We start from the raw sequence: 11,176 nt of genomic DNA, 5'->3' as shown, positions 1-11,176 counted from the left end.
AATGAACGGGTCAGATTTCGCCCGGTTACGACTGCAGAAGGGATTGCAGCCGAGGTCTAGAGATCTTGGTTTTGTCTACTTACGTACGCTCTGGCCGAGCGTTCAATGGCCTGCCGAGCGGCCCTGCTCCCGGCAGGCGCCGCATTCGCCCTCGACTTCGATGATCCGGCTTGTCGGGGTGAAGCCGGCCTCGGTCACGGCGCGGTCGAGCTGGGATTCGATGGCCGGCGAGGTCAGCTCGTCGATGCCGCCGCAGCTGCGGCAGATCAGGAAGAGCAGGCCGTCGCGCTCGCCGTGATTGTGGCCGCAGGAAACGAAGGCGTTGCGGCTGGCGATGCGGTGGACGAGACCGTGCTCGGTGAGGAAATCGAGCGCTCGGTAGACCGAAACAGCAGCGACCCGCTTGCCGCCCGCGCTCAAGCGCTCGGCGATGTCGTAGGCGCCCATCGGCTTCGATTCCGCGGCAATCGTCTCCAGCACGTCGCGGCGCAGGCGCGTGAACTGCAGGTCGCGCTCACGGCAGAGGCGCTCGGCGCGCGCCAGCACGTCCTCATGACCAGCCTCCTCACCCGCATGCGGATGCGCGTGCCCGGCGACGTGATTGTGCATCCTCAGCGATCCTTCGCCGCCTCCCGCGCGGACGACCCGCGCGCAGCGGCCGATTGAAACCCGGCCCTGTTATATTGTATCAGCCGCTCCTGAGACTAGGCGCTCGGCCCCGTTCCGGCAACGACGACCCGGCCCGCGGCGCCCCCGGCTCACACCCATCTCATCGGACGGACTTTGACCGGGATGCCCATGACCCGTCGTCCCGACACCCTTCCCGTCGCCGGATCTCTGTTTCGGGCCGGGATTGGGCTGCGCATCGCCAGTGCGGTCGCGCTCTCGACCCTGCTCTGGGCCGCGATCCTGTGGGCGAGCGCATGAGCGAGGCCATCCGTCTCCACTGCCTGACGCTGGGCTACGACCGGCATCCGGCCGTCCACCATCTCGACGGCGCCATCGCTGAGGGCGACCTGCTCGCGCTGGTGGGACCGAACGGCGCCGGCAAGTCGACGCTGCTGAAGGGTCTGGTCGGTGAAATCCCGGTGCTGGACGGGCGGATCGAGCGCGGCCCCGCAAAAGCGGGCATCGCCTATCTCCCGCAGGCCGCCGAGATCGACCGGGGCTTCCCGCTCTCGGTGCTCGACCTCGTCGCCATGGGCCTGTGGCGGCGCCTCGGCGCCTGGCGCAGTCTCGGGCGCGGACGCGCCGCCTGCGAAGCAGCCATCGCCGCTGTCGGGTTGTCCGGCTTCGAGGCGCGGCCGATCGGAACGCTCTCGGGCGGCCAGTTTCAGCGCGCGCTGTTCGCCCGGCTCATCGTGCAGGATGCGCGCGTGATCCTGCTCGACGAGCCGTTCACAGGAATCGACGCCCGCACCGTCGGCGACCTCATCGCGCTGATCCGCGGCTGGCACGCGCAGGGCCGAACGGTGGTAGCAGCCCTGCACGACTTCGCGCAGGTTCGCGCGCATTTCCCGATGACGTTGCTGCTCGCCCGCGAGCCGATCGCCTGGGGCCCGACCGCGGCCGTTCTCACGCCGGAGAACCTGGAACGGGCGCGCCAGCTGTCCGAAGCCTGGGACGAGACTGCCGCGATCTGCCGGCACGACCACGACGTCCATGATCATGGCCAGGACCATGATCACGCTGCGCATGCCAGCCACGACCATCACCATGGCCACGCGCATGGCTCACAGCGCGAGGCGGCCGAGTGATCGACGCCCTGCTGGCCGGCCTCGTCGGCCCCTACGAGTTCGGCTTCATGCGCCGCGCGCTGGTGGGCTGCCTGGCGCTCTCGCTGTCGGCACCGCCGCTCGGCGTCTTCCTGATGCTGCGCCGCATGAGCCTGATGAGCGAGGCCATGAGCCACGCCATCCTGCCCGGCGCCGCCGCCGGCTTCCTCGTCGCCGGATTGTCGTTGCCGGCCATGACGTTAGGTGGACTCGTCGCGGGACTCGCGGTGGCGCTGCTCGCCGGCTTCGTGACCCGCTCGACCATGCTGAAGGAGGATGCGAGCCTTGCCGCCTTCTACCTGATCGCCCTCGCCGGTGGCGTCTTCCTGGTGTCGCTGCGGGGCTCGCAGGTCGATCTGCTGCACATCCTGTTCGGCAGCGTCCTTGCCCTCGACGATGACGCCCTGCGGCTGATCGGCGGCGTCTCCACGGTAACGCTTCTGGCGCTCGCCGCGCTCTACCGCCCCCTGGTGATGGAGTGCGTCGACCCGCTCTACCTGCGCACCGTCAGCCGCACGGGAGGGCCCGTGCACTATGCGTTTCTGGCGCTCGTTGTGATGAACCTCGTGGCCGGGTTCCAGGCCCTCGGGACGCTGCTCGCGGTCGGTCTGATGCTGCTCCCGGCGATCACCGCACGCTTCTGGGCGAGCGATCTGTCAGGGCTGATCCCTGTCTCGATGCTGGTCTCGGTCCTGGCGAGCGCGATCGGCCTAACCGTCTCGTACAACGCCGAGATCCGGCTGCCGACCGGGCCCGCCATCGTCCTTGCGGCGGGTGTGCTCTACATCGTCTCGATGCTGATCGGACCACGCGGCGGCCTGCTCAGGCGCCTCGTCCGCCAGAGGCACCTCGAAGCCTGACCGTCAGAAAAGACGGCTGCCGTTCGGCACCGGCTTGTCGGGCTTGAACAGCACAACAGCGCCAGCGGTATCGGCGAAGCCGACGGTCAGCACCTCGGACATGAACTTGCCGATCTGCCGCGGTGGAAAGTTCACCACGGCCGCCACCTGCCGCCCGATCAGCCCCTCCGGTGTGTAAAGCTGCGTGATCTGCGCGCTCGAGCGCTTCAGCCCGATCCCTGGTCCGAAATCGATGGTGAGCTTGAGCGCGGGCTTGCGCGCCTCCGGGAAGACCTCAGCCTCAACCACGGTCCCGATGCGAATGTCGACGGCGAGAAACGCGTCGAAGTCGATCGACGGCGCCGCCGGCTCGCTTGGCAGGTGATTGAGGTGCATTGCGAAACCTGAGGATCAGCCCATGAGCTGGGCGAGGCCTGGAACGTATCCGGAAAGCCAGGCCAGCGCGCTCATGATGCTCGCGAACAGGGTGTAGACGAAGCCGATCGAGATCCCGACGCCGATGCCGCCGAAGATCAGCCCGGCCAGCACAACGATTCCGTCGCGCTCGACGAGACCCAATCCCACCAGGGAGATTGCGAGGCCCAGCGGGATCTGCCCGAAGAACGGCGGCGCCACGATCAGCGCCAGCGACAGGGCGAGCAGCAAAACGCCCATGCCCCGCATGCCGATCGCCGTTTCGAACAGACTCATCCGCGGCTTCGACCAGCGCTCGAGCCTCTGCAGCAGCGGCACGGCCCGCGTCACGGCCTTGTCGACAGTCTCCGTCGCGATGGACGCCCGGAGAATCTTTCGCGGCAGCCAGGGGGAGGCCATTCCGGCCGTGATCTGGACGGCCACGAGCAGCAGCAGAAGCCCGCAGACCAGAGGGATCGGCGGCGGCATCGGCAGGCAGTTCGGCAGGCCGAGCAGCACCACGAGCAGCGCGAAGGCACGGTCCTTCAAGACGGCGACGATGTCGCCGACAGAAAGCCGTTCTCCCTCCTGGCGCGCGAGCACGATGAGGACGTCGGAGGTTCGTGCACCGGAGGACAAGAGGGCTCGGCCCTGAGCTTTGCGTTTCCGCGCGGCTCTAGCCCACCGGGTCGATTCAGCCAAGTGAGGCTGCGCACAGCCCACGAATGATGCTTGAGCCGGCGCTAACACCGACACAAGTTATCAAGGCGACCGCTACTCAACCTCAAATTGCACGCCGCTCGCATGTATCAAAAATGCATCCGGCGATGCAATGTCAGTGATATTCACACCTAGATAACAGTCATCGTCTGTCGTCGCGCCTCTGAAGACCTATCCTTGTCGCAAGGATGGCCTGCAGCGCGTACGTTACTTACGTCACTTATCAGACAAAAGAGGCTTCGATACGCAAGCGCTGCTGCACTTGCGTATTTTCTGTTGGCGTTTTCAGTTCGCGCTGAAGACTTTCCGGTCAATGTTGTCCTTTTCGGAAGCATGGATGCCGGATCATCGGCGTTTATCAGCACAGGATTCAAGGCTTCACCCGAACGCATCGACCGAGAAGGCTTTGCGATGCTTGGCGTGATCGGTGGGGGTGCTCGTCTGGAACGTGGAACAATTCCGATACAAGGCGTACTTCCAACCTTTGTCCGGACGACGAGCCTCGCGGCCCTGCTGGGTGGATATTAGTTCTTCTTCGACTGGGGTGTCGTCGGCCTCTTCGCGGGGCCGGAGGGCTCGTTCGAGAGTGTGATGGGCCCTATCGGGTTCGGTCCGGTTGAGACCCGGATCGGTGGGCGCCTGCAGGGCGAGATCTGGGCTCGGCTCAGCGAGGACACGTTGGCCACCGTCACCGTCGTTCTCGGCTCGGCACGATGGGATGCCTATGCCCGGATCTCGGCCGGGTATCGCCTTTTCGGCGCCTATCTCGGGCCGGAGGCGGCCGTCTACGCCGATCGCACGGGCTACGGGAAATGGAGCCTGGGCATTCACGCCACCGATTTCGGCTTCGGCGATTTCAGGTTTCGGTTGTCCGGAGGGTGCTCCTACGAGAGCGAGACGCATCGGCTCGGCCCGTACGTTTCCGTTGCGACGTGGGTGCCGCTCTGACCGCTTCTGAGGCCTCGACGTCACCCGACGCCTTCGACGGGTTCGGGTCCAGCGAGCGGAGAAAGCGATGCGCGTCCCCCCGGATCTCGGCACGGCGCCTGTCGCCCATTCGGCCGAGCGTGCGATAGGGCATCGCGAGACGCGGATTACGCTCGAGCCGGCCGGCATTGCGGAGCAGGAAGTCCCAATACAGGTAGTTGAACGGGCAAGCCTTTTCGCCGGCCTTGCGCCGCACGTCGTAGGCGCAACGGCCGCAATAATCGGACATCCGGTCGATATAGGCGCCGGAGGCCGCGTAGGGCTTCGAGCCCATGACACCGCCATCGGCCCAGAGCACCATGCCGTGGACATTGGGCAACTCGACCCAGTCGTAGGCGTCGGCGTAGACGATCAGGTACCATTCCTCGACCTGTCGCGGCTCGACCCCGGCGAGCAAGGCGAAGTTGCCGAGCACCATCAGGCGCTGGATGTGGTGCGCATAGGCGTGGTCACGCGTCTCCGAGATGCACTGGTGCAGGCAGTTCATCTGCGTCTCGGCCGACCAGTAGAACCAGGGCAGGTCGCGGCTCGCATCGAGCGCGTTGGTGTCGGCATAACCGGGCATGCGCGCCCAGTAGAGGCCGCGCACGTATTCCCGCCAGCCGAGGATCTGGCGGATGAAGCCCTCGACGCAGTTCAGCGGCGCGTCGCCCTCGCGAAACGCCCGCACGGCCGCCTCGCAGACCTCCTCCGGCGTGAGAAGGCCGGCATTGAGCATGGGCGAGATCAGCGCGTGGTAGAGAAACGGTGAGCCCTGACGCATGGCGTCCTGGTAGTCGCCGAAGGTCGGCAGGCCATCACGGATGAAGCGGCGAAAGGCCTTCAACGCTTCCTTCCGCGTCACCGGCCACGCGAACGCGTCGAGCGATCCGAAATGCCCGGAGAACTCCTGCGCGGCCAGCGCGATGCAGTCGCGGGTGATCGCATCCGGCGGAAAGGTCATCCGCTCCGGCGGAGCGATGGTCTTGGGCAGGCGCTTGCGGTTCTCCGGATCGTAGTTCCACTGGCCGCCCGTCGGCTCCTTGCCGTCCATCAGCCAGCCGGTGCGCCGGCGCATCTGGCGGTAGAAGGCTTCCATGAGCAGGGACTTCCTGTCGCCTGCCCAGGCCTCGAACTCGGCACGCGAGCAGAGGAACCGGTTGTCCTCGCGGATCTCGACCGGCGGCGAGAGATCCTCGCGCCAATCCTGCATCATCTGCCAGACGCGCCACTCGCCGGGCTCGGTGACGACGATCCTGTCCGGCTCATGCCGCTCGATCGCCCGCTTCAGCTCGCCGGTGAACGAGCCGGAATTGGCGCGATCGTCGAGCCGAACGTAATCGACGGCGATGCCCTCCTCCATCAGCTCGGCCGCGAAGTGGCGCATTGCCGAGAATAGGAAGGCGATCTTCTGCTTGTGGTGGCGGACATAGGTCGCCTCGTCGCGGACCTCGGCCATCAGGACGACGTCGTGGTCGGGGTCGATGTCGACGAGCGATGCGATGCGGCGATGAAGCTGGTCGCCCAGCACGAAGCGCAGGGTCTTCACGGCCGCGCTCCCTGGTGCGGGTCTTCGAACAGGCGGTCCATCGCGCGCGGCCGGCCGGTTATTCCAAGACGCGGGCGCTGCAACTAGCTAAGGCGACGGCACGCGCGTAGGAACCGGACGTCCGGCACGATCCAAGCGCGTAAGGTCGCAGTCCGGACGACAGGAACGCGGATGAAGTTCGCCTTTGCCGGTATCGACTTCCTCGGCAGCGCCTTCGACGGATTGATCGAGGCGGGCTGGCAGCCGATCAAGCTGTTCACCCGGCCCTGCGACGGGATCTACGATCACAACGACGTCGTCGTGGCCCGGGCTCGTCAACTGCGCATCCCGATCCAGCTCTCGCGCATCCGGCCCGACGACATCCTCGCCCTCCATCAGGCCCATGGCCGCGACTGGGCGCTCGTGGTGGCGGGCTATCCCTGGCGCGTGACGGGATGGCCGGGCCGGGCACGGTACGCCATCAACTTCCACCCCTCCCCGCTGCCGACCGGGCGCGGACCGTATCCGCTTTTCAAGGCGATCCTCGATTCCTACGAGAGCTGGGGCGTCACGGCTCACGTCCTGGCCGAGGATGGCTTCGACACGGGCGACATCCTCGCGCAGGACATCTTTCCGGTCGGTCCGACCGACACCCACGAGACGCTGCTCAGCAAATGCCGGATGGCCTCGCAGAGGCTCGCGAGCGGGCCAGTTGGCAAGGAGATCGCCCATCGCTGGCGCAGCGCCGAGCCGCAGGGCGACGGCTCGTACTGGCCGCGCGTGACGGATGCGGACCGCACCCTCGACTTCCGGCAGGGCGTCGACACAGTCCTGCGGCAGGTGCGGGCCTTCGGCGCGGTCGAGACCATCGCCCGGCTCGGCGAGGGCCGCGTCTTCGTCGCTGCGGCGGAGGGCTGGCACGAGGCGCATCGCCACGCGCCCGGCACGGTCGTGCACCGCTACCGGCGCCAGGTGATCGTCGCCGCGCAGGGCGGCTACGTGCAGCTCACGCGCTGGAGCCCGGTGCCGCTCGCCGAGGCAGGACAGATCGGACGCTGAGCCGTGCCGCGGATGCGTCGCAAAGGGGACCTGCCGCAGAAAACCTGCGCGCAATGCGGGCGGCCCTTCGCGTGGCGCAAGAAATGGGAGCGGGTCTGGGACGAGGTCCGCTACTGCTCGGATCGGTGCCGCGACGCGGCGCGGCGCTCGAAGCGAGACGAGTGAGGCGCGCTCGCCAACGCCTCCGGTGTGTCGACGTCGAACGCCACGCCTGAATCCATCGCGATTTCCAGCACATCGGCGCGCTCGGTGAGCAGCGGCCCGGCACCACGGTCGCCGGTCAATGCGGCCAGCGCGTCCGAGAGCTGCGCGAGATCAAGCAGCACAGGATTGCCGCGCCTCCCGCCAGACACGGGCACGACGGCGCTCGGCCGGACGTCAGCCTCCCGATAGGCCTCCACGAGCGCGTCGATATGGCCGGCAGAGATCCGCGGCATGTCCCCGAGCAGGACGACCGCTGCGTCCGTTCCGGCCGGCATAGCCGCCAGCCCGACGCGCAACGAGGTCGAGAGCCCGGCGGCGTGATCCGGATTGTCGACGAGGTGCAGATCGAGGCCGTCGAGGGCAGCGCCGATTGCAACGGCATGGGCCCCGACCACGACGATCACCGGCTGCGCCGGCGAGGCCAGGGCCGCCCTCGCCACATGGCGCACCAGCGGTTCGCCGTCGAGCAAGGCCAGCAGTTTCGGCTCCGGCCCGAACCGCGTGCCGCGTCCGGCCGCGAGGATGACCGCGCCGATGCGCGGCTCAGGCATCGACGCCGTGGCGCATGCACTCGGCACGCTCGCCCTTCGCCTTGCCGCGGATGCGGTCTCGGCGAAGCGTCGCGATCACGTCGCCGAGGATCGAGACCGCGATCTCGGCCGGCGTCACAGCGCCGATGTCCAGACCGATCGGACCATGGATGCGCCCGGTCGCCTCCGAACTCAGCCCGGCCTCATGCAGGCGGTCGAGCCGCCGCGCATGCGACTTCCGCGAGCCCAGCGCGCCGACATAGAAGCACCCGGCGTTCAGCGCAGCGATCAGCGCGGGATCGTCGATCTTCGGATCGTGGGTCAGCGCGGCGAGCGCCGTGTATCGGTCGAGTGGGGCAAGGCGGGCGAAGGCGTCGCCGGGCCATTCCGACAGGAGTGCGACATCGGGAAACCGCTCGGGCGTCGCGAAGGCCGTACGCGGGTCGATCACGGTGACGTCGAGTTCGAGGGCGGCGGCCATCGGGCAGAGCGCCTGCGAGATGTGGACCGCGCCGACGACCAGAAGCCGCACCGGCGGCACCTGGACCGTCAGGAAGAGCGAGCGCCCGTCCGCCTCCACGATGCCGCTCTTGCCGCTCAGCAGGCGCTCGCGCAGCGTCTCGGCCAGCGGGTCGCTGTCGATCTCGGCCTCGCGGACCAGCCGCTGCGTGCCGTCGCCGGTATCGGTGACGAGGATGGCCGGGCGCCGCGCATCGCGCTCGGCGTTCAGGGCGGCGAGATGATCGAGCTTCATTGCGCCGGCCTCAGTCGATCCGCTCGACGAAGACGCGGATGCGCCCCCCGCACGAGAGGCCAGCCCGCCAGGCCGTCTCGTCCGCCACGCCGAATTCCAGCACGCGGGAGCCGCCATTCTCGATCACGTCGAGGCTCTCGGCGATCACGTCACCCTCGACACAGCCGCCGGAGACCGAACCGAGGAAGTTGCCGTCGCGCTCGATCACGAGATGGCTGCCGACGGGGCGCGGCGCGGAGCCCCAGGTCTCGATGACAGTGGCCAGGGCGACGCCCCTGCCCTCGCGCCGCCAGGTCTCGGCCTCGCGTAGGATGGTCTGGTCGGTGGAGAGCATGCTGTGAGCTCCAGGGGCAACGCCCCGGTCGGCAAGGAGAAGTGTCTGTTCGATGAGGTAGTCGCCCGAGTGCATTTCGCAATGCGGAATCGAAGCTGGCTTTCGGGCCGCGGCGCGCGGCACTATCACGGTGTGGTCGCGGGCAAGGGTTCCGGCGATCCCCGATGCGAGAGACACGACAGCGATGAGGCGACTACGCGCCTTCGCGGCAGCGGCTCTGCTGGCCTGGCCGGCTGCGGCATCGGCCGCTCCCCCGCCGATCCGGATCGGGCTCGCCGCGCCGCTGACGGGGCCGGATGCCGGCTTCGGCCAGGGCATGCAGGCGGGCGCGGAGCAGGCGGTCGCCGAGATCAACCGCGGCGGCGGCGTCAACGGGCAAAAGCTGCAGCTCGTCGTGCGCGACGATGCGGGCGATCCCAAACAGGCTGCCACCGTCGCCAAGAGCTTTGCCACGGCCGGCGTGACGCTCGTCATCGGACATCTGAACTCGGGCACCAGCGCAGCCGCCCTCGGGATCTACGAGGATGCCGGCATCCTCGCTGTCACCCCCGGCGCGACCTGGAGCTCTCTGACGGCACGCGGGGCCTGGAACCTGTTCCGCCTCTGTGGCAGCGATGCGCAGCAGGGTGCGCTCGCGGGAGCCTGGCTCGCAGAGCGCTTCCCCGGAAAGCGCGTCGCGCTGATCAACGACAAGACCACCTTCGGCCGCGGCCTCGCCGACGAGGCGGCGCGGGTGTTGAAGGAGCATGGCGGGCGCGAGGCCCTGTTCGAGGGGATCAGCCGCGGTGACAAGGATTTTTCCGGGCTCGTCGCGAGGATGAAGGCCGCGAAAATCGGTGCGGTGTATTTCGGCGGGCTGTCCGCGGAGGCCGCGCTCCTCGTGCGTGCAATGCGCGAGGCCGGCTACACGGGCACCTTCATCGGCAGCGACGGCATCCTCGACAAGGATTTTGCGCAGATCGCCGGCGCGGGCGCCGAGGGCACGGTGATGACGCTGCCGCCCGAGCCCCGCAAGGTGCCGGACGGCAGGGATCGAAAGCCTGCCCCGCCGCGCTCGCCGGAGGCGGAGGTCTTCGCGTCGCGCGCTTACGCGGCGGTCGAGGTGCTGAAAGGCGCGATCGAGGCCAATAAATCCGCCGATCCGCGCCGCATCGCCGAGTTCCTCCATGCCGGACGACCGCTGCGCACGCTCCTCGGCGACGTGTCCTTCGATGCCAAGGGCGACTTGACCAAGCCGCCCTACGAAGTCGTCGTCTGGCGCCGGACGCCGGATGGCCGCATCGACTACGCCGGAACCGAGCTTCCGCACTGAAAAGGCGATACCAGCAAGCCCTTGGCAGTCGATAAGTGGCCGCTCAGGGGCGCGACAGGTTGCGCATGAGGGGTGCGAAGACTAGATCACCCTTTCGCTCGTCCCGGCTGCGCCTCCGCGGATCGGACCCGCACGGTCGAGTGTTTTACATTGCAGTGACGATTTCAATGCAGCCGATGCGCCTCCTGACGGCGATCCGGCCGGAGACAGGTTGAATGGCGAAAGAAGAATTGATGCAGTTCGACGGTCTCGTGATCGAGATCCTTCCGGACGCGCGCTACCGCGTGCAGCTCGACCAGGGGCACGAGATCGTGGCCTATACCGCGGGCAAGATGAAGAAGAACCGCATCAAGACCTTGGCCGGCGACCGCGTGACCGTGGAAATGTCGCCCTACGACCTCGAGAAGGGCCGCCTCGTGTTCCGCCACAAGGACGAGCGCGCCGCGGGTCCGCGTCCGCCGCAGCGCGGCCAGCAATTCCGCCGCCGCTGAGCCGCTTCCTCCTCCATCGGCTCGCCGAGAGCCATGGTGGACCGAAGTTAGAATCGACGCACGGCGGTCACCGCCGATGATCGCGCTGGGGCAGCAGGTTCTGATAAGGATCGGACAGGCGCTTCAGGCTGCAGCAAGTGCGCCCTCGTGCGAGGGTTCGCCGACCGGCTCGCAAGTCCGGTCGCCGCCAACCCGCTTCTGACTGCTCCCGCCGTTGCCGCGCCTGTCGACGATGCGCGGTCCGCTGCAC

General features: G+C 67.8%; 15 protein-coding genes. 8 read left to right on the top strand and 7 right to left on the bottom strand.

Translation table 11 applies throughout. The features are described from left to right. Window positions 1–102: 102 nt before the first annotated feature. A complete protein-coding gene (locus MGN01_RS09140; RefSeq protein WP_147046299.1) occupies window positions 103–609 on the bottom strand; it encodes a Fur family transcriptional regulator in 507 nt (168 codons plus the stop codon). A gap of 189 nt (window positions 610–798) precedes the next feature. Here MGN01_RS09140 and MGN01_RS24390 point away from each other — a divergent pair, with 189 nt between their 5' ends. From MGN01_RS24390 to MGN01_RS09130, 3 genes are read left to right on the top strand one after another with little or no spacing between them, the layout of a single operon-like run. Continuing rightward, the gene (locus tag MGN01_RS24390; protein WP_280178540.1) at window positions 799–927 is read left to right on the top strand and encodes a hypothetical protein; all 129 of its coding nucleotides are present in this window, start codon (window positions 799–801) and stop codon (window positions 925–927) included. Then, window positions 924–1,757: a metal ABC transporter ATP-binding protein gene (locus tag MGN01_RS09135; RefSeq protein WP_147046298.1), complete on the top strand. Its 834-nt coding sequence runs from the start codon at window positions 924–926 to the stop codon at window positions 1,755–1,757. The genes MGN01_RS24390 and MGN01_RS09135 overlap by 4 nt, the downstream gene beginning before the upstream one ends. 47 nt (window positions 1,758–1,804) lie before the next feature. Further along, a complete protein-coding gene (locus MGN01_RS09130) occupies window positions 1,805–2,635 on the top strand; it encodes a metal ABC transporter permease (protein WP_147046433.1) in 831 nt (276 codons plus the stop codon). Between the two features lie 3 nt (window positions 2,636–2,638). Here the strand turns inward: MGN01_RS09130 and MGN01_RS09125 are convergent, their stop codons facing one another. Then, window positions 2,639–3,010: a tRNA-binding protein gene (locus MGN01_RS09125; RefSeq protein ID WP_147046297.1), complete on the bottom strand. Its 372-nt coding sequence runs from the start codon at window positions 3,008–3,010 to the stop codon at window positions 2,639–2,641. A gap of 15 nt (window positions 3,011–3,025) precedes the next feature. Then, entirely contained in the window at window positions 3,026–3,631 is a 606-nt protein-coding gene (locus tag MGN01_RS09120) for an exopolysaccharide biosynthesis protein (protein WP_147046432.1), read from the bottom strand. 708 nt (window positions 3,632–4,339) lie between these two features. Here MGN01_RS09120 and bcsS point away from each other — a divergent pair. Further along, the gene (gene bcsS, locus MGN01_RS09115; RefSeq protein WP_147046296.1) at window positions 4,340–4,696 is read left to right on the top strand and encodes a cellulose biosynthesis protein BcsS; all 357 of its coding nucleotides are present in this window, start codon (window positions 4,340–4,342) and stop codon (window positions 4,694–4,696) included. Here the strand turns inward: bcsS and MGN01_RS09110 are convergent. Further along, window positions 4,605–6,263 carry a cryptochrome/photolyase family protein gene (locus MGN01_RS09110; RefSeq protein WP_147046295.1) on the bottom strand — a complete coding sequence of 553 codons (1,659 nt, stop codon included), beginning with the start codon at window positions 6,261–6,263 and terminating at the stop codon, window positions 4,605–4,607. The two genes, bcsS and MGN01_RS09110, sit on opposite strands and share 92 nt — an antisense overlap. 171 nt (window positions 6,264–6,434) lie before the next feature. Here MGN01_RS09110 and MGN01_RS09105 point away from each other — a divergent pair, with 171 nt between their 5' ends. Further along, window positions 6,435–7,301 (top strand): methionyl-tRNA formyltransferase, encoded by an 867-nt coding sequence (locus MGN01_RS09105; RefSeq protein WP_147046294.1) that lies wholly within the window; start codon window positions 6,435–6,437, stop codon window positions 7,299–7,301. Between the two features lie 3 nt (window positions 7,302–7,304). Then, window positions 7,305–7,466 (top strand): DUF2256 domain-containing protein, encoded by a 162-nt coding sequence (locus MGN01_RS09100; RefSeq protein WP_174804574.1) that lies wholly within the window; start codon window positions 7,305–7,307, stop codon window positions 7,464–7,466. Here the strand turns inward: MGN01_RS09100 and MGN01_RS09095 are convergent. Genes MGN01_RS09095 through MGN01_RS09085 form a run of 3 tightly spaced genes read right to left on the bottom strand, consistent with a single transcriptional unit; the run spans window position 7,412 to window position 9,123 of the window. Beyond that, window positions 7,412–8,056, bottom strand: a complete 645-nt coding sequence (locus MGN01_RS09095) for a nucleotidyltransferase family protein (RefSeq protein ID WP_147046292.1) — start codon at window positions 8,054–8,056, stop codon at window positions 7,412–7,414. The two genes, MGN01_RS09100 and MGN01_RS09095, sit on opposite strands and share 55 nt — an antisense overlap. Next, complete coding sequence (locus MGN01_RS09090; RefSeq protein WP_147046291.1) at window positions 8,049–8,789, bottom strand: XdhC family protein; 741 nt, start codon at window positions 8,787–8,789, stop codon at window positions 8,049–8,051. Before MGN01_RS09090 ends, MGN01_RS09095 begins: the two co-directional genes overlap by 8 nt. A 10-nt stretch (window positions 8,790–8,799) precedes the next feature. Continuing rightward, entirely contained in the window at window positions 8,800–9,123 is a 324-nt protein-coding gene (locus tag MGN01_RS09085; protein ID WP_147046290.1) for an XdhC family protein, read from the bottom strand. A gap of 184 nt (window positions 9,124–9,307) precedes the next feature. Between MGN01_RS09085 and MGN01_RS09080 the strand changes: the two genes are divergently transcribed. Beyond that, window positions 9,308–10,435, top strand: coding sequence for a branched-chain amino acid ABC transporter substrate-binding protein (locus MGN01_RS09080; protein ID WP_147046289.1), 1,128 nt, complete (start codon window positions 9,308–9,310; stop codon window positions 10,433–10,435). Between the two features lie 215 nt (window positions 10,436–10,650). Then, window positions 10,651–10,926 carry a translation initiation factor IF-1 gene (infA, locus tag MGN01_RS09075; RefSeq protein WP_147046288.1) on the top strand — a complete coding sequence of 92 codons (276 nt, stop codon included), beginning with the start codon at window positions 10,651–10,653 and terminating at the stop codon, window positions 10,924–10,926. Window positions 10,927–11,176 lie beyond the last annotated feature (250 nt).

Source organism: Methylobacterium gnaphalii (assembly GCF_007992215.1).
GTDB lineage: Bacteria > Pseudomonadota > Alphaproteobacteria > Rhizobiales > Beijerinckiaceae > Methylobacterium > Methylobacterium gnaphalii.
Note: the sequence above shows the minus strand (reverse complement) of the source record. Positions and strands in the feature narration are given on the sequence as shown.

Excerpts from the sequence above, each read along its gene's own strand:
- MGN01_RS09140 (WP_147046299.1), bottom strand. The coding sequence starts at position 609 with ATGCACAATCACGTCGCCGGGCACGCGCATCCGCATGCGGGTGAGGAG.
- MGN01_RS24390 (WP_280178540.1), top strand. The coding sequence starts at position 799 with ATGACCCGTCGTCCCGACACCCTTCCCGTCGCCGGATCTCTGTTTCGG.
- MGN01_RS09135 (WP_147046298.1), top strand. The coding sequence starts at position 924 with ATGAGCGAGGCCATCCGTCTCCACTGCCTGACGCTGGGCTACGACCGG.
- MGN01_RS09130 (WP_147046433.1), top strand. The coding sequence starts at position 1,805 with ATGCGCCGCGCGCTGGTGGGCTGCCTGGCGCTCTCGCTGTCGGCACCG.
- MGN01_RS09125 (WP_147046297.1), bottom strand. The coding sequence starts at position 3,010 with ATGCACCTCAATCACCTGCCAAGCGAGCCGGCGGCGCCGTCGATCGAC.
- bcsS (WP_147046296.1), top strand. The coding sequence starts at position 4,340 with ATGGGCCCTATCGGGTTCGGTCCGGTTGAGACCCGGATCGGTGGGCGC.
- MGN01_RS09105 (WP_147046294.1), top strand. The coding sequence starts at position 6,435 with ATGAAGTTCGCCTTTGCCGGTATCGACTTCCTCGGCAGCGCCTTCGAC.
- MGN01_RS09095 (WP_147046292.1), bottom strand. The coding sequence starts at position 8,056 with ATGCCTGAGCCGCGCATCGGCGCGGTCATCCTCGCGGCCGGACGCGGC.
- MGN01_RS09090 (WP_147046291.1), bottom strand. The coding sequence starts at position 8,789 with ATGAAGCTCGATCATCTCGCCGCCCTGAACGCCGAGCGCGATGCGCGG.
- MGN01_RS09085 (WP_147046290.1), bottom strand. The coding sequence starts at position 9,123 with ATGCTCTCCACCGACCAGACCATCCTACGCGAGGCCGAGACCTGGCGG.
- MGN01_RS09080 (WP_147046289.1), top strand. The coding sequence starts at position 9,308 with ATGAGGCGACTACGCGCCTTCGCGGCAGCGGCTCTGCTGGCCTGGCCG.
- infA (WP_147046288.1), top strand. The coding sequence starts at position 10,651 with ATGGCGAAAGAAGAATTGATGCAGTTCGACGGTCTCGTGATCGAGATC.